This is a genomic window from Pseudomonas sp. yb_2 (assembly GCF_043103905.1).
Classification (GTDB): domain Bacteria; phylum Pseudomonadota; class Gammaproteobacteria; order Pseudomonadales; family Pseudomonadaceae; genus Aquipseudomonas; species Aquipseudomonas alloputida.
In genome coordinates this window covers 184,210-200,295 of record NZ_JBICKH010000068.1, presented here as the reverse complement: position 1 = coordinate 200,295, position 16,086 = coordinate 184,210, and the positions used below count along the sequence as shown (strand labels likewise).

Genomic DNA, 16,086 nt, shown 5'->3' with positions numbered 1-16,086 from the left:
GACCAATATTGTCAATGGTCACACTCTGCTAAGGGGCGAGACTTCTGAGTATCAAAGCCGGCAGTTGGACGACCGCATCCTGAAGCGTGTCCAGGTTGTGCTGAAGGAGCGCGGCATTTACGTATGGTCTCATGATCAGAAAAATCGCCAGCGTCAGTTCGTCCAGGGGTGTCTTGCGTTCAAATTCTCCTGCGTCGCGGCCTTGTGTCAGGATCTCCAGAATGACCTTACTGATATTGGCCTCATGAGACTTGACCGACGACCATTGGTCGCGAGATGCCACTGCCGCTATGTCATAGAGCTTCCGGTCGTGGAAGAAAAGGTCAGCTCCGCCCTCAGCGATCGCTCGGAATAGACGTCTCAGCTTTTCCGATGCAGTCGGGGCGTCGCTGGTGGCCGTCGCAATGCGCTGCATGATCAGCGCAAGCCGACTGGAGCAAATCACCTCTCCGATCGCTTGTTTGGATTCGAAGAATTTGTAGATGTAGGCCTTTGAAAAGCCAATCGATTTGGCTAAGTCAGAAACAGTGGTCTTGTCGTACCCATAATGGGCGAAGTGCTCCATGGCAGCCTGGATGATCTGATCCCTCACGTCGTGGTCGGCTGGCCCGCGCGCCGGCGAGGGTGGAGAAGATTTACTCATTTTTGAAGCATCCTGGAACTGATTGACAGAGTGTGACCAAAATATAATATGGTCACACCTCCTCTTGGTCTATGAGAATCATCATGCTTCCCTACCGAACGATTGCTCTGCTGTTGAGCGCCAGTCTCACTGCAGGGTGCATGGTTGGCCCGGATTATAAACAGCCAGAGGTTGCGCTGGCCGATCATTACGTCGCGGATGCACTGCCGTTGACTGCAAGCGACACATCGGTCGGCAGCCTCGATGTCTGGTGGGAAGGATTTGGAGATCCTTTGTTGAGCAGGCTTGTGACCGAGGCGCTGGGGCAAAACCTGCAGTTGGCGCAGGCACAGGCCCGCGTAGCTCAGGCTCGCGCAGCACTGGGCTCAGCGACCGCGGCGCTTGTGCCGTCCGCGGGTATAAATGGTCAAGCTGCACGCTCACGGCAATCCGTTGAAACGCCATTGGGCCAGCTGCTGAACTCAACGCCTGACTATGACCGCTACGGCAACAGCTATGAACTCAATCTGCAAGCAAGCTGGGAAATCGACTTGTTTGGTGGGCTGCGGCGTGATCGGCAAGCCGCCGTCGGTGAGTACCAGGCTTCCGAGGCGGGGGCAATCGCGACGCGTCTTGCCGTTGCCGCGCAAACAGCCGATATCTACACCACCGTGAGGGGGCTGCAGGCGCGCCTGGCCATTGCTCAGAACCAGGTGCAGACACAGCAAGACCTTCTGGCCAAAGTCAACCTGCTCAACCGCAAAGGTCTGGCGCCTGACTACGAGGTTCGTCAAACCGAAGGCGAACTGTCTCAAGTCGAGGCAACCGTGCCAGTTTTGCGTGCGGGCCTGGATGCGGCTCTCAACGCTTTGGATGTCATGCTTGGCAGTACGCCAGGTACCCACCGCGCCCAGATGGCAATTGCCTCGTCAATCCCTCAGGTGCCTGCGTTTGCGCAAATCGGCAAACCTTCCGATCTGCTCCGCCGTCGGCCCGACCTGATCGCCGCTGAGCGGAGGCTCATGGCTGCCAATGCCATGATCGGCAGTGCGATCAGTGAGTATTACCCAAAATTCTCGATAGGCGGGCTGATCGGCAGTGCGTCTACCTCTGGCGGAACATTTTTCACGGGCGATGCCAACCAATCAGCCGTATTGCTCGGTTTGAGGTGGAGACTCTTTGATTTTGGCCGCATCAACGCGCAGATAGACCAGGCCAAAGGACGTGAAGCCGAAGCCCTGGCCATCTATCGGCAGTCTGTGCTGGAGGCTTCGGAAGATGTTGAAACAGCTTTGTCTGCATTGATCAATCGGCAAGCGCAGGCACAGTCGCTCAAACGCGGTGAGGTATCCCTGGAGCGAGCACGACGTTCGTCCTTCGTAGCATTCCAGAACGGTGTAGCCAGTTTGATAGACGTTCTGAACGCAGATCAGCAGCTTCTCAGGACATCGCATTTCCGAGCAGTTGCGCAAACTGAAGCAGCGCGTGCTGCTATTGCTGCCTACCTCGCCCTGGGTGGCGGGTGGTCAACTGACTCAGATGTGGCACAGCGATGATGGGACTGCGTAAATGCCTTGGTGCAGAAGACGTACTCACCTTCGTTGAGGATTGGGCTCATACCGCGTAATCCAAGTGCTCACGCAAAGGGTGGAGGAGGGTAGTCGAGGGGGTCGCCTGCAGTATTCGATGTCGAAAGTCGCCTTCTTGCCTGTCATTACCTGCCCCTTCAAGCGCGCTCCCCACGAAGCCAGCGCTCGTGATAATGGATCAGGCGCGTCAGTCCATAGACGGCGCCGTCATGCATGACTTGCGCTCGCTCACCAAAAAAACGCTGGGTACGGGTAAACACGGCTGTCGGTTCGCCGGCAAAAGCCCAAGCAAAGCAAAGCGTGCCGGGTAGAACCCCAGATGCTGGGTCAGGCCCGGCTAAACCTGTAGTTGCGATAACGACATTGGCATCGCTGTCCTTCAACGCCCCTAGGGCCATCTCCCATGCGACTGGTTCGCTGGTCAGCCCGTACCGTTCGATGGTTTCCGCGCTTACACCTAGCAGACGCTTCTTGGCGGAGGGCGAATACACGACGTAGCCGCTTTCCAGTACCTCGCCTGTGCCTGGGAATGCCGCTAGCAGAGCGACCATGCAGCCTGCTGTGCAGGACTCGGCGGTGGTAAGGACCAGATGGTGGTCTTTGAGATAGCCGAGCACGGCCAATACGGGATCCCTTGCCATTTATCTGTCGACTCGTTGTTCTTTTGCGGTGGACGTGTCGGCTATGTAAATGGTTCACCGGTTTAGCGCAGCTTCGCCTTCTGTTTTCAACTGAACTTTATTTCCCTCGTAGAACATCACTGCCGAGCACAGTGACATCGGCGGGAATCTTCAGGCCGGATCATTGGCAGCCACCTCAATCTGAACTGTGACCGGCATCCATAGATGCCGGTCACACGAATCTGCAGCCTAGGGAGCGCACGAACATCTATGACATAGCACGATATTTAACATAATATGCATTATGAGCACCTTGGTATGGAGCTACCGGGGCCGTGGGTGGGCAGATTTAAAGCCAGGCCACGGGCCTCGATTACTGGGCCGCAGATCAAGCTTGGACCTCAGCGATGTAACACAGCACGAACGGATCCTGCGAGCCTCGTTCCTTGTAGTAACCAACCACGTTGGCCAACGTCCACCGCAGCAACCCATCAGCACTGGATCGGCAAATTTCCAGCTGGCCGACTCGTACTGATACCGGCTGTTGGTGAACACATCGCGATACCGCTCGAATGAGTGTTCCTGGCTGTTCAGGGCCAGGCTCTCGCGAATAGCTGCAGGCATCGCGTGAAACAGTGTCAGCAGATCGTGAGCGTCACGCTTTTGTTTGGGTGGAATCTTGCCGATTGACTGCAGGTATTGGTGAGCCGTTTTGAGTGCTTCGACATCAAGCTTATAGGTTTCGCCGGACGTACCTTCGTGCTGATCTGGCACGGAAATAAAGCTTTTCAGCAGGATTTCCATACCGATCGCTGCATTGACCATGGCGACATGCAGGAGGTTTTGGGCGTCTAAAAGCTCAGCGGCGTTGAGGTAGTAACGGGCGCTTTCAAGCATCCAGCCCGGAAAGTAAGTCATTAAATGGTGGTCGTTGGTGGTGACTGCCGCCGGAGGTAGCTCATTCTTGAACGCTAGCGTGCAAACGTGGCGTTAGCGATAACGCATGAGCTACCCTGCCCTTATAATATGAACACAAGAAATAACTACGCTAAATATTCATTTAGTAGAGTTACACTCAATAAGTGCCTTATTCTGATGTCGACCAGAACTAAGTTGTGTACCGTCAAACCCTGCCCTGATGACGGCTGCGAAACGCTTCCGCAACATTAAACACTCCCATACCGGCAAGCATCGCGAGCACGAATAGCCAGGCTTGCCAGTACCCCCCGGCGAGTAACACCAGCACCGGCCCCGGACATACGCCGGCAAGCCCCCAGCCTATGCCGAAAACCAGGCTCCCCCCGACGAGTCGACGGTCGATGTCGCGCCTGGCAGGCAGCTGTATCTTACCTCCCAGCAAGGCCGTGGTATGACGTCGCGCCCAAGTCATCGGCAACAGTGCGGCACCTATCGCACCCACCATGACCAGTCCCAGCGACGGGTCCCACTGCCCGGCAATGTCGAGAAACCCCAGCACCTTGGCGGGGTTTGCCATGCCGGATAGCAATATTCCCATGCCGAACAGCAACCCTGCGATAAAGCCACTGATCCGCTTCATTTCATGCTCCTGAAAGTATATGCCTGACCACGAAGACCGTGGCAAAACCTGCTGCCATGAAGCACAGCGTCGCCACTGCAGAGCGAGGCGACAGGCGTGACAAGCCACAAACGCCATGGCCACTGGTGCAGCCACTGCCATAGCGGGTACCGAGGCCTACCAGAATTCCCGAGACCATAAGCAGCCAAGGCGCCACACTGAAATGAACGGGAGGCATTTCTGAGAACAGTTGCCAGGAAAGTGGCGCGGCAAGGAGTCCCAGCAAAAAGCACACTTTTTCGCCCCGCCCTTCCCCGCCACTTTGCAGCATCGAACCGAGCAAACCGCTGATGCCCGCGATGCGCCCGTTCGCAACGGCGAACAGCCCAGCGGCCAAACCGATCAATGCCCCGCCTGCCAATGCCGACCACGGCGTGAAGGCAGCCATATCAACAAACATCTCAGCGCTCCATTGTCGAATCAGAGACAAAAAAGATGCCATCTTAATGAAGTCAGCTGGCGGGCGCAGACCTGATCGTCAGGATGCTGCACGGTGCATGGCTGACAAGCCGCTCGGTGGTATCGCCGATCACCTTGGCCCAATGCCTGGGCTGCACGGTGCCGACCACCACTGCATCAATTTTCAGCGTGGCGATGTAGGACTTGATCACGCGCAGGGGCGCACCTTCGCTGAAATGCCGGTGCGTGTGGGCGATGCCATGTGCATCGGCCAACGCATCGAAAGGCAGCTGCAGTGACTCGCGTAATTGGTTTACCCAAGGGCCGGCAAGGTCAGGGTTGGCCAGCATGGCGATGGGCAGGTCGTAAGCCGAGAGCAGGTGCAACTGCCCCTTGCATTGAGTCGCCAGTTGCTGACCTGCCGCGACCAGGGCATGGTTGAGGGCGTCGTTGTGTGGCGACGGGTTGGCGACATCCACTGCGACCAGAATGTTCTGGGGGATGGCTGGGGCATCCGCCGGTACGAACAACAATGGCGTCTCACTCCCATGCAGCAGCGCCTGGTCGAGCGAGGTCCGAGCGATCTGCTCGAGCAGGGAGTGACCCGGGCAGCCCTTGATCACCAAATCAGGTGCGTAGCGGGCAATGCACGCTGGCAGCTGATCACGCGGATTGGAGGTTTCAACTGCCTCGAAACCTGGCCGAGCCCCAACGAATGACTGCTCATCCAGCAGTGCTTTGAGTTCGGTACTGAAATGCATGAACGAGGCCGAATGAAGTGGGGCTTCCTGCAATTCGTGAGGCAGGCGCAGTACACCAGATTCATGGATGCCCAGTACATGCAAACTCGCACCGGACGCCGCAGACAAGGCCATGGCCCGGGACAGCGCGGCATTGGCTTGGGCCTCGGTCATGATAAGCAGAATCCGGCGATACGGCGTCATGGGTACCTCCCGGCGCGTTGCCTGGGTTGCATGCGATGTCATTATCGAAGCAGGTGCTGGTTCGTTCTTGATAAATATCAATGCCCCCCAGGTGCCACTTTGCACCTGCTAGTGAAGAAATCCTACCGTTGCTGCCGCAGGCCAATGAGCTACCATCCATGCGTTGGTCGACAACTTGAAATGAACCGCCCATCAGGGCAAGAGTGCAGGCGATGCTCACTGTCACGCTGATCAACATGCTGGTCGTGATCCTGGTGGTGATCATTCACTACGAATGCTTGTTGCGCCTGAATGACTGGCTACCCCGCCTGAAGCTCTGGAGCCGGTTTCGCATCGTGGCGGGTGTGTTCGGCGCACTGCTGGCCCATGCCATTGAGGTCTGGTGCTTTGCCCTGGTGTATTACCTGATGGCCCATGCCGACGGCTGGGGCACACTCAGCGGCAATTTCGACGGGAGTTTCCTGGACTGCGTGTACTTTTCCTTCACCACCTATACCACCATCGGTTTCGGCGACATCACCCCGAGCGGGCACCTGAAATACCTGACCGGCCTGCAGGCATTGACCGGCCTGGTGCTGATCACCTGGACCGCTTCGTTTCTCTTCCTGGAAATGCAGAAGTACTGGAAAGCCAAATAGCGGCGGTTCAGTCGTCCGGCTGCGGCGTCCAGCACCAGGGCACCCACAGGCGGGCCGGCTCAAGGCGCGGTTGCCTGGGGCTCCTCGGGCAGCAGGTCGAACTGTTCAAGACAGCGCTGCTCATCATCCGCGGTGAGCACCTTCAAGCCGCTCACTTCCTGCATGGGGGTTTCGAACAAGGCCATGCGCAGCACCCCGTTGCGCTCCATGAAGGTCTGCGCCAGGCACGTGCACACCGGTTTGCCGAGAAGCGCGGTGAGTTTTTCATCTTCGGGTATATCCACTTGAGCCTGCAGGTTGGCCTCGCAGTTCGCCACGATCTGCGTCACTGAGCGCCCTGCCAGCCACAAGGTGCCTGTGCCCAGCAGGGCCAGGCACAACAGCACCACCAGCAGGATGTTCGATTCCCGAGCCACTGAGCGAAGGAACGCCAGTCTGGCCTGCCAGCCTGTCTCCTGGCCGTTGAAAATGGCTTTGCCAACGGTGCGCTTCACGCCCCGCTGCACCGCCCAGCCTAGCGCCACGCTCAAGGTCAGCAAGGCCAGCATCACGACCGGATTGTGCAGGGGCAGGCGCCAGGTCGGGCTCAGCCCGCGGTAGGCCGATGCGGCGAGCAGTAACACAAGGATCGCTACGATCCAACCCAGGCTGCCCTTGGGGCGATGCAACCACGCTCTGAGTTTCGCCCTAGCTTGTGTGTTCATGAATACCTCCCGTGCCAGCCTGGGCTGTATGAAAAGCCTTGATACTCGGTGATGTTGCGTGGAAAACAGCCTCTAGCGAACAGGGTCAATGGCAACCGTTTCCTGATATTCAGGCACGCACACTTGCCAGCCGAGTTCGAGGCTGATCCGCCGCCGCAAGGTGTCGGCAGCGTGTGGCTCGCCATGAATCACATAGGTCTGACGGGGTGGCCGGGTGAACCCGCGCAACCATTCCATGATTTCATCAGCATCGGCGTGCGCAGAAAGATTCTCCATCGCATGCACCTGTGCACGGATAGGCACATCCTCGCCGTGCAACCGCACACTGTGGGCGCCCGCGACGATATCGGCACCCCGCGTCCCCCCGGCTTGAAAGCCGGAGAACAGAATGCTGTTGCGCGGGTTTGGGGCCAGTGCCTTCAGGTGGTGAAGCACCCGTCCGCCGGTCGCCATGCCGCTGGCGGCGATGATCACTGCGGGCTCGCGCAGCTGGTCCAGGTGCCTGGACTCATCGACCGTCCGGACGATGTGCGTGCCTCTGCACATGGCGGCGCACTCGGCTGCGGTCAGCCGATGCTCACTGCGGTACTGCTGGTACAGGGCGGTGGCGTCGGTGGCCATCGGACTGTTCAGGTAGATCGGGATATCAGGGATCAGCCGGTCGCGCTTGAGCGTGTACAGGTAATACATGAGCAGTTGGGCGCGGCCAACGGCGAACGAGGGTACGAGGGTAATGCCATGACGCAGGAGCGTTTCGTTGATGACCTTGGCAAGGTACTGCTCGGTCGATTCGGCGGGATGCTGGCGATCGCCATAGGTAGATTCGATCAACAGCACGTCCGCCGTCCTGACCAGCTCAGGCGCACGCATGATCGGATCCTGAGGGCGGCCGAGGTCACCCGAAAACAGCACGGTCTGCCCTTCGGCGCTGATCTGGACCGTGGCCGCCCCCAGAATATGTCCGGCGGTACGCAACAGCAACTCCATGCCCTCGGCGATCATGGTCACCTGGTGTAACGCTACGGGCCGAAACAGTGCCAGGGCACGTTTGGCATCCTGCTCGGTATAGAGCGGTTGCGCCGGCGCATGCTTGGAGTAACCGTGGCGATTGGCATGTTCGGCCTGCTCTTCCTGCAGCCGCGCACTGTCGAGCAAGAGGATTTCCGCCAAGGCGCAAGTCGCCGGCGTGGCGTAGATCGGCCCGCGGTAGCCTTCCCGAACCAGCACAGGTAAATAACCACTGTGGTCAAGGTGGGCGTGGGTCAGCACCACCGCATCAAGCGCCCGCAACGCCGGGGGCAGCGGCTGCCAGTTGCGCAGGCGCAGTTGCTTGAAACCCTGGAAGAGCCCGCAGTCGACCAATACCCGCGTGCTGTCACGGGTCAACAGGAATTTGCTGCCGGTCACGGTGCCGGTGCCGCCAAGAAATGTCAGTTGCATGGCCAAGGCTCCCAACTTTCGGCTATTTGGGGATGAACGGCGAGCACGCTGCACGGTGGGCGGCTGACGATACGCTCGGTGGTGTCTCCCAATAGTTTGTCCAGGCCTTTGGGCTGCACCACGCCCATCACCACCGCGTCGATGTCCAGGGACGCGACCTGTTCCCGGATCACCTGTACCGGGCCTCCTTCCATGAAATGTCGGCGGTCCGGCGCGACGCCTTCGGCATCGGCCAGCGCTTCGAAAGGCTCCTGCAGTGCCTCGCGCATCTCGTCGATCCACGCCTGGGTGACATTCATGTCCGAGGCAAATACCCCTGCCAGGTTGTAGGCCGATAGCAGATGCAGGTGCGCGTCACACTGTAACGCCAGCGCCTGGCCAGCACGAATCAGTCCACGATTGAAGCACGCCTGGACGGCAGGGGTCTCGCTGAACGCAGTATCCACGGCGACCAGCACACGCCGCGGCAATGAAACGGCCGCCGCCGGCACGAAATGGCTGACGCCTTTGAAACCTCGCATCAGCGCACAATCCAGTGGGGTGCCGAACATGCGCACCAGGGCCGACGCAGCTTCGCTGTCCTTGATGACCATATCGGGCTGCAGTTCGCTGATGTAATCGATCGCCTGGCTGCGGATATCCTCCGCATTCAGGCTGTCGACCGTCAGCGTTGTACCGCTGCCGCGATGCCGCTCGACCAGTCCCGTCAACTGAGCGCGATAATGCTGGTACTGGCGCTTGATATCGGCCTCGTTCAGCCGCTCTTCGCGCAGAAGGTGCTCCTCGCTTGGCTCGAACAAGCCCAGCACATGCACGCTGGCGCCGCTGACTTGCGCCAAGGCAAGGGCTCGGCGCAAAGCGGCGGAATGCGGATCGACCTCGGTCAGCAGCACCAGCAATTGTCGATATTGCCCCATGGTGAACCTCCGCGCTTTCGTCAGTGGGTGTGATGCTGACGATATTCCGCGCGCAGGATCGCTGCTGCTTGATGCAGATCAGAAAACCGCTACCCAGCCTGAACTTGATGATTGTCAGAACCGAACCGGCCCGCCACGTTAAAACAGCTGCACCAGACACTGATCAGGCAACGGGAGGCGTCATGAACGGGCAGCAGACAGCACAGCCACAGACCTGCGAACACTGGGTCGAAAACCTAAAGGACGGTTCGGCGGTGCTGATCCGCCCACTGCGCGAGGAGGACCGCGAACGGGACAAGCGTTTTCTGAGCACAATCGCATATGAATCACGGCGCTTTCGCTTCATTGCCGGACTCAGCGGCGGCTTGCCTAGCTTGGACACGCAAGACATGCCCGTGGACTACCACCAACGCATGGCCTATGTCGCCTTGGTTCATGTAGACGGTCAATTGCAACAGATCGGCGTCAGCCGCTATGCGGGCATACCAGGCAGTCAACGTTGCGAATGTGCAGTGGCGGTCAGCGAAGACTGGCAGCGCAAGGGGTTGGGCAAGCGCCTGATGCAACACCTGATTGCAGCCGCACGACGCAATGGCTTTCAGTGCATGGTCTCCAGGGACCTGGCCAGCAACTACGCGATGCACCGGCTGGTCAAGGCACTGGGCTTCACCTCCCGCTACCCCGGCGGCGATGTGAGCGAGATTCTGCACGAACTTGACCTGCGGCCTTGAAAAGACAAGGCCCTTGCGGGCCTTGTGCTTCAGCCTTGGGAGCGCTCTGGAGAAATCACCAGCACACTGCTGGACAACCGATGCATAACGCGCTCGGCAGTACTGCCGATGAACCAGCCGATGCCACGGTGGTTATAACTGCCCATGACCAGTACGTCGATATCATTGTTATCCATGAACATCGCCAGGGCCTTTGCCGGGTCGCCTATGCGCATATGGCGGTGTTCGACGGCGATGCCGTTGCGTTCGGCAAGCTCCTGGAAGGCAGCGCTTTGAGCGTCATGCAAGGTCTGGGCATCGTTTGAATCGAACAGGAACGAATGTTCCCGGCTGCCGCCGGCGTCCAGGTACATGGAACCCAAATCGTAGGCGTACAGCAACTCGATCTGGGCATTGCACTGCAATGTCAGCTTCAGCGCTTCGCTGATGATCTGGTCGTTGAAGCCTTCAAACTGATCCTCCGGCCTGGACAGGTCCACCGCCGCCAGAACCCTGCGTGGCAACGCATGGCTGGCCTTGTGTACCAGGTGCAAGGGTATTCGCGTTTCGCGCAGCAACTGGATATCCAGCGAGGTGAACATTGCGCGCATCCACCAAGGCTCATGCTCGAGCTCTTTGATCAGCATGGCAAACGGTTGCTCACGCAAGTGTATCAGGATCTCATTCAAGGGCTGCTGCACCCACACCACCTCGGTTGTGACGGTGACACCATTGCGCCGCATCGGCAACGCCTGGGTTTCCAGCCATTCACGGTGCTGCTGCACGTAACCCTCGCGCATGACTGCCAGCGCCTGGTCATTCACCAGGCCCGCCGTGGCAAGCCCTTCCACGTAGTCGAAAGCGACGATGTGCAGCGCCATTCCCTTGGCCTTGGCCAGCGCAGCAGCCCGGTCATAGACCGGGGTTCGGCGCATCAGGGGGGAGGCGATCAGCAGCAGTCTTTGCGGAGTTTCCATGGCACACCTCTGAGGTTGCGATACGTAGGTAGAGCATCTGCCAGCTACACGTTGCGAACTTGATGTTTATCAACTCAAGGCACCTACCGACCAATGGCATTGCCCATGGCGCAAGAACTTGACGCCGATCAATGTCTCGACACTGCGCTGGCGCACCCTGTAGCCATATCAACATTCACCTCAGGCGCCGCAGGCGTGCCATGGCGTTAACGCCCTGAGCTTCACCTGCGCTGCCGGCAGGGACGCCTTCATTCTGCATTGTCTACCGATACATGCTTTGGAGGCCCTGATGAACGTTTACGTCGAGAAGAATACTGAGCAGGGACGCTGTTGGGTGCGCATGGATGACTGGCGGGTGGGTTTCAGTACGGCTGCCGAAGCCGAGCGGTTTGTCGAACGGCTTACAAGCCGCCTCAATGCCCCCCACTCGCGGGACATGCTTGCTGATTGGTCGCCCGTCGGGCTCGGTGCGCGTAATGGGGCGGGGGCCCAAAGCGGCCTCCAAAATGCGAAGGAGGCCTGAAAATGCCTGGCCAGCTGAAGGTCACCCTGCTCGACTCCCCCAACCCTTTGTCCAAGGCAAACCCTATTCACCTGAAACCGCTGGTGAACCACTGCATGGATTGCCGGGTAAGCGGCCTGTGCCTCCCCACTGGCCTGCCGGTTGACGAAAACAGCTGCCTGGGCGCGTTGATAGGCCCACGCATGCGCATTCGCAAGGGCGCCGCGCTGTTCAATGCCAACGATCCGCTGACCATGCTCTATGCCTTACGCTGCGGCAGTTTCAAGACCAGCCTGAACACCGCCGAGGGGCAAGGCGTGGTGATCAACTTCTGGATGCCGGGCGATGTAATCGGCCTCGATGCCATCGCCACAGAGCACCATGTCTGTGACGCCATTGCCCTGGAAGACAGCGAAGTCTGCCCTGTCCCCTATCGCCGCTTGCAAACCCTGGCGCGTGAGTTTCCGGACCTGCAGCAAAGCCTGAATCGCCTGATGAGCCGGGAGATCGTGCGTGAGCACGGGCGTGTGCTGATGCTGTGCAACCTGACTGCAGAACAGCGGCTGGCCAGCTTCCTGGTGGGGCTCTCCAGGCGCTTCGTCAGCCGCGGTTACTCTGCCCATGGCTTCATGTTGCGGATGTCTCGTGAAGACATGGCTTCGTACCTGGGTTTACGCCTGGAAACCGTGTGCCGATCCGTCGCCCGTCTGCGCGCGCTGGGTATCGTCGACCTGCATGGCAGGTTGGTAGAAATTCTTGATATGCCTGCACTCATGGCGCTCGAACAAGGTGGCGGTGAATGTGAGGCCAAGGGCCCCTGAAGGCACCCTGCTCGACGCCGTGAATGTTGGCCGCGGCGCTGTGAGGCGAGCACTCCCCTCAAGCCAACCCGCCAAAACGCTTGTAAAAACTCTCGTTCACGTCCGGCAATGGGCCATCTGCTGTTTCCAGCGCTGCATTCAACCATTCTTCGGCTTTGGCAAACACCAGTCGGTAGAGGTTACGGCACAACTGTCGCGCAGCCCTTCCCTCCCAGTCCCCTGGCAGCAGCTCATCGGGTAGTTGCGGGTCGCGCAGCAGCAGGCGGCGGTACTCGTGAATCAGCAGCGTGCGCGCCAGGAAGCAATCTTGGGCATCCAGCAACGGCTGCTCTTTCAAACCTTGCCACAGCGGCCTGAACAGCTGGATAAACTCGCTGTATTGCTGCCCCAGTTCGTCGATACGCCAGCTTTCCCGCACCTGGGCGCGCATCGCCTTGGACGCGAGTACCTCTTGGGTGTGGGTTTCGAAGACGATACTGTCGTCGCCCGCCTCAAGATCACGCAACGTGGCCACCAGGTCGGCACGGTCTGCCCGTGGGCAACCCAGCAGGTTCGGCGCCATGACACCAAACCCCTGCCACTCCAGCTCTTCACGCACGGCCTTGCGTTTACCCGCCTCGAGTTGCGACAGCAACACCAGTGTCCAGGCCCCGTCCCAGGCTGGCTGGCTCGGGCTATAGACGCGCTTGAAGGCTTTTTCGAAACGCCGACGGCCAGTGCCTGTCAGGCTGTAATAACTGCGTCGGCCCACCTTTTCTGCAGTGAGCCAACCTTCTTTGGTCAGGCGAAAGATCGACGTGCGTATCAGCCGTTCATTGATGCCGATCGGCTCCAGCAGGTTGATCAGGCTACCGAGCCAGACTGTACCGCCGTGCGGCTCGATGGCATCGCCGTACAACGTGATGATCAGGGAACTGGCGCGGATTGGCGTCTGCTCCTGAAAGCGGGTGATCAAGTGGTTCAGTGGTGCGAGATTGCTCATGGGCGAACTGTGCGCGGATAAAGCACCGACTATACCTGTGCGGCGGGCCGCCTGGCCATTGCGTGTCGCTGCCAGGCTCATGCGCTTGCCTGGCCCTTGGGCCTGACCCCGGTGTCTTCCATGCGCGGGCGCCCCGGCTCTGCCTCGGCCAGCGGTGGGCATTCGACCATGCTGTTCATGCAGCGCTGCGCCAGGTGCTGGTACTCCGCCGTCCCGCGCTGTTTCCAGGCCAGCTCCTGCTCGCTCAGTGGGCGTTTGACCTGGGCTGGCGACCCCATCACCAGGCTCTGCGCCGCACATTCGAAGCCAGCTTTGACGAAGGCGGTGGCCGCGACGATGCAGCGAGGTGCTACATGGGCGCCATCCATCACCACGGCGTTCATGCCGATCAATGAATCTTCGCCGACGCGACAGCCGTGCAGCACGGCGCCATGGCCGACATGCCCGTTACGTTCCACTACGGTGTCGCCCCCCGGGAAACCATGCATTACGCAGGTGTCCTGCACGTTGGCGCCCTCCTCCAGCACGATGCGGCCGAAATCGCCCCTGAGCGATGCCAGCGGGCCAATGTAGCAGCGAGGGCCGACGATGACGTCACCGATCAGGACTGCGCTGGGGTGCACGTAGGCTGTCGGGTGAACCACAGGCGTCAGGCCGTCCAGTCGATAGCAAGGCATGGCAACACTCTCGAAATGATTTGGAATGTCAGTCGATCTTGTATCAGATGCTGTTTGGTCGTCAATCGTGTATCACTTGTGTTGAATTAATGCTGCAAGGCAAAAACCCGCTGTAAGTACTAGAAAATGCAAAGGTTAAACGATTCTTCAGCAAGCATTGCACTGGAGCTGTGATCATAGAAAAGTAAAAAAGAGATACGCGAAAACATTTTGCGCCTTGCATTGTTGTATCGCATAGAGCATATACTGACCACACCTGGTCGTGATCCCGCATTACGTCCCTGCAAACAATTCCAAAAAATGCCGGCCAAGCGATGTGCCGTGCGTGCAGCCAGAGGAACCCGAGATGCCGCGATATATCGATGTGCAGGCGCCCGAACATGGCGTTCAGCTCATTACCCTGCAACGGCCCGAGGCCTTGAATGCCCTGTGCACCGAGCTACTGGCAGAACTGGCCGCTGCGCTGCAGGCTGCCGGGAACGACGAGCATGTCCGTGCCACAGTGATTACCGGCAGCGCCAAGGCATTCGCCGCAGGCGCCGACATCCGCGAGATGGCCGATCGCGACCTGGTCGGCATCCTCAATGACCCGCGCGTAGCGCATTGGCAAAGCATCGCCGCATTCGCCAAACCGCTGATTGCTGCAGTCAACGGCTATGCCCTGGGTGGCGGTTGCGAACTGGCAATGTGCGCCGACATCGTCATCGCCAGTACCGACGCCCGTTTCGGCCAGCCGGAAATCAACCTTGGCATCATCCCCGGTGCTGGCGGCACCCAGCGCCTGTTACGTGCCGTCGGTAAGCCGTTGGCCATGCAGATGGTGCTGACGGGGGAAGCCATCACTGCCCTCCGCGCCCAGCAGGCCGGCCTGGTCAGCGAAATCACCCAGCCCGAACTCACCGTAGAACGCGCCATGCAGGTTGCCCGCAGCATCGCCGCCAAAGCGCCGCTGGCTGTGCGCCTGGCCAAGGAGGCGTTACTGAAGGCCGGTGATACCGACCTGGCCAGCGGCCTGCGCTTCGAACGCCATGCCTTCACCCTGCTGGCGGGCACCGCCGACCGCGATGAAGGCATCCGCGCCTTCCAGGAAAAGCGCCAGGCCCGCTTCCAAGGGCGCTGAACTTCATTCTCTCGACTGACGGAGCGAGTCTGTCATGACTTTCCAGCACATCCTGTTTTCCATCGAGGACGGCGTTGCCTTCCTTTCATTGAACCGCCCCGAGCAGCTGAACAGCTTCAATACGGCCATGCACCTGGAGGTGCGCGAAGCGCTCAGACAAGTGCGCCAGAGCAGTGTCGCGCGGGTGCTGCTGCTGACGGCTGAAGGCCGCGGCTTCTGCGCCGGCCAGGACCTGTCTGACCGCAACGTTGCCCCAGGCGCCGAGATGCCAGACCTGGGCCAGTCGATCGACAAGTTCTACAACCCGCTGGTGCGCACCCTGCGCGACCTGCCTTTGCCGGTGATCTGTGCGGTCAACGGCGTGGCGGCCGGTGCCGGTGCCAACATTCCCTTGGCCTGCGACCTGGTGCTGGCCGCCCGCTCGGCCAGTTTCATCCAGGCCTTCTGCAAGATCGGCCTGGTGCCGGACTCCGGCGGTACCTGGCTGCTGCCGCGCTTGGTCGGCATGGCCCGGGCCAAGGCGCTGGCCATGCTGGGCGAGCGCCTTGGCGCCGAACAGGCCGAGCAATGGGGGCTGATCTACCGCGTGGTGGATGATACCGCGCTGCGTGATGAAGCCCTCACCCTCGCCCGCCACCTCGCCGCCCAGCCCACCTACGGTCTGACACTGATCAAGCGCAGCCTCAATGCCAGTTTCGACAACGGTTTTGAGGCGCAGCTGGAGCTGGAGCGCGACCTGCAGCGCCTGGCAGGGCGCAGCGAGGACTACCGCGAAGGCGTGAACGCCTTCATGAACAAACGCACGCCAGCCTTCAAGGGGCGCTGAA

19 protein-coding genes are annotated in these 16,086 nt (G+C 59.8%); 7 read left to right on the top strand and 12 right to left on the bottom strand.

From position 1 onward, the window contains the following. Positions 1–28: 28 nt before the first annotated feature. Positions 29–643 (bottom strand): TetR/AcrR family transcriptional regulator, encoded by a 615-nt coding sequence (locus ACF8FB_RS17790; RefSeq protein ID WP_010954179.1) that lies wholly within the window; start codon positions 641–643, stop codon positions 29–31. An 83-nt stretch (positions 644–726) separates the two neighbouring features. Here ACF8FB_RS17790 and ACF8FB_RS17785 point away from each other — a divergent pair, with 83 nt between their 5' ends. After that, positions 727–2,178 carry an efflux transporter outer membrane subunit gene (locus ACF8FB_RS17785; protein WP_392511614.1) on the top strand — a complete coding sequence of 484 codons (1,452 nt, stop codon included), beginning with the start codon at positions 727–729 and terminating at the stop codon, positions 2,176–2,178. A 170-nt stretch (positions 2,179–2,348) separates the two neighbouring features. On the opposite strand, the gene ACF8FB_RS17780 is transcribed toward ACF8FB_RS17785, so the two are convergent. The 5 genes from ACF8FB_RS17780 to ACF8FB_RS17760 form a co-directional block, all read right to left on the bottom strand. Next, on the bottom strand, positions 2,349–2,852 hold the full coding sequence (locus tag ACF8FB_RS17780) for a CinA family protein (protein WP_350297941.1): 504 nt from the start codon (positions 2,850–2,852) through the stop codon (positions 2,349–2,351). A 303-nt stretch (positions 2,853–3,155) separates the two neighbouring features. Beyond that, positions 3,156–3,749 (bottom strand): hypothetical protein, encoded by a 594-nt coding sequence (locus tag ACF8FB_RS17775; RefSeq protein ID WP_392511613.1) that lies wholly within the window; start codon positions 3,747–3,749, stop codon positions 3,156–3,158. A gap of 205 nt (positions 3,750–3,954) precedes the next feature. Continuing rightward, positions 3,955–4,389, bottom strand: coding sequence for a DUF6691 family protein (locus ACF8FB_RS17770; RefSeq protein ID WP_064492068.1), 435 nt, complete (start codon positions 4,387–4,389; stop codon positions 3,955–3,957). A gap of 1 nt (position 4,390) precedes the next feature. Then, positions 4,391–4,828, bottom strand: a complete 438-nt coding sequence (locus tag ACF8FB_RS17765) for a YeeE/YedE family protein (protein ID WP_350297894.1) — start codon at positions 4,826–4,828, stop codon at positions 4,391–4,393. Positions 4,829–4,880: 52 nt separating this feature from the next. After that, positions 4,881–5,771: a universal stress protein gene (locus ACF8FB_RS17760; protein ID WP_010954173.1), complete on the bottom strand. Its 891-nt coding sequence runs from the start codon at positions 5,769–5,771 to the stop codon at positions 4,881–4,883. A 212-nt stretch (positions 5,772–5,983) separates the two neighbouring features. On the opposite strand from ACF8FB_RS17760, the gene ACF8FB_RS17755 reads away from it, so the two are divergent. Beyond that, positions 5,984–6,409 carry a potassium channel family protein gene (locus ACF8FB_RS17755; protein ID WP_010954172.1) on the top strand — a complete coding sequence of 142 codons (426 nt, stop codon included), beginning with the start codon at positions 5,984–5,986 and terminating at the stop codon, positions 6,407–6,409. 59 nt (positions 6,410–6,468) lie between these two features. Here the strand turns inward: ACF8FB_RS17755 and ACF8FB_RS17750 are convergent, their stop codons facing one another. From ACF8FB_RS17750 to ACF8FB_RS17740, 3 genes are all read right to left on the bottom strand, one after another. Next, positions 6,469–7,113, bottom strand: a complete 645-nt coding sequence (locus ACF8FB_RS17750) for a hypothetical protein (RefSeq protein WP_350297893.1) — start codon at positions 7,111–7,113, stop codon at positions 6,469–6,471. Positions 7,114–7,185: 72 nt separating this feature from the next. Next, positions 7,186–8,553 carry an MBL fold metallo-hydrolase RNA specificity domain-containing protein gene (locus ACF8FB_RS17745; RefSeq protein WP_010954170.1) on the bottom strand — a complete coding sequence of 456 codons (1,368 nt, stop codon included), beginning with the start codon at positions 8,551–8,553 and terminating at the stop codon, positions 7,186–7,188. Then, positions 8,544–9,470, bottom strand: a complete 927-nt coding sequence (locus tag ACF8FB_RS17740; RefSeq protein WP_392510040.1) for a universal stress protein — start codon at positions 9,468–9,470, stop codon at positions 8,544–8,546. Before ACF8FB_RS17740 ends, ACF8FB_RS17745 begins: the two co-directional genes overlap by 10 nt. Before the next feature lie 182 nt (positions 9,471–9,652). Between ACF8FB_RS17740 and ACF8FB_RS17735 the strand changes: the two genes are divergently transcribed. Further along, complete coding sequence (locus ACF8FB_RS17735) at positions 9,653–10,201, top strand: GNAT family N-acetyltransferase (protein ID WP_010954168.1); 549 nt, start codon at positions 9,653–9,655, stop codon at positions 10,199–10,201. 29 nt (positions 10,202–10,230) lie between these two features. Here the strand turns inward: ACF8FB_RS17735 and ACF8FB_RS17730 are convergent, their stop codons facing one another. Continuing rightward, positions 10,231–11,157 (bottom strand): universal stress protein, encoded by a 927-nt coding sequence (locus tag ACF8FB_RS17730; protein WP_350297891.1) that lies wholly within the window; start codon positions 11,155–11,157, stop codon positions 10,231–10,233. Positions 11,158–11,446: 289 nt separating this feature from the next. Here ACF8FB_RS17730 and ACF8FB_RS17725 point away from each other — a divergent pair, with 289 nt between their 5' ends. Then, positions 11,447–11,680: a hypothetical protein gene (locus ACF8FB_RS17725; protein WP_266021695.1), complete on the top strand. Its 234-nt coding sequence runs from the start codon at positions 11,447–11,449 to the stop codon at positions 11,678–11,680. Between the two features lie 2 nt (positions 11,681–11,682). Continuing rightward, on the top strand, positions 11,683–12,480 hold the full coding sequence (gene fnrC / locus ACF8FB_RS17720; RefSeq protein ID WP_010954166.1) for a Crp/Fnr family transcriptional regulator FnrC: 798 nt from the start codon (positions 11,683–11,685) through the stop codon (positions 12,478–12,480). A gap of 58 nt (positions 12,481–12,538) precedes the next feature. Here fnrC and paaX read toward each other — a convergent pair whose 3' ends face one another. Next, a complete protein-coding gene (paaX, locus tag ACF8FB_RS17715; RefSeq protein ID WP_392511612.1) occupies positions 12,539–13,462 on the bottom strand; it encodes a phenylacetic acid degradation operon negative regulatory protein PaaX in 924 nt (307 codons plus the stop codon). A 77-nt stretch (positions 13,463–13,539) separates the two neighbouring features. Then, positions 13,540–14,139: a phenylacetic acid degradation protein PaaY gene (gene paaY, locus ACF8FB_RS17710; protein ID WP_274146211.1), complete on the bottom strand. Its 600-nt coding sequence runs from the start codon at positions 14,137–14,139 to the stop codon at positions 13,540–13,542. A gap of 346 nt (positions 14,140–14,485) precedes the next feature. Here paaY and paaF point away from each other — a divergent pair, with 346 nt between their 5' ends. Further along, the gene (paaF, locus tag ACF8FB_RS17705) at positions 14,486–15,259 is read left to right on the top strand and encodes a 2,3-dehydroadipyl-CoA hydratase PaaF (protein WP_010954163.1); all 774 of its coding nucleotides are present in this window, start codon (positions 14,486–14,488) and stop codon (positions 15,257–15,259) included. 34 nt (positions 15,260–15,293) lie between these two features. Next, complete coding sequence (gene paaG / locus ACF8FB_RS17700; RefSeq protein WP_392510039.1) at positions 15,294–16,085, top strand: 2-(1,2-epoxy-1,2-dihydrophenyl)acetyl-CoA isomerase PaaG; 792 nt, start codon at positions 15,294–15,296, stop codon at positions 16,083–16,085. Position 16,086: the final 1 nt, after the last annotated feature.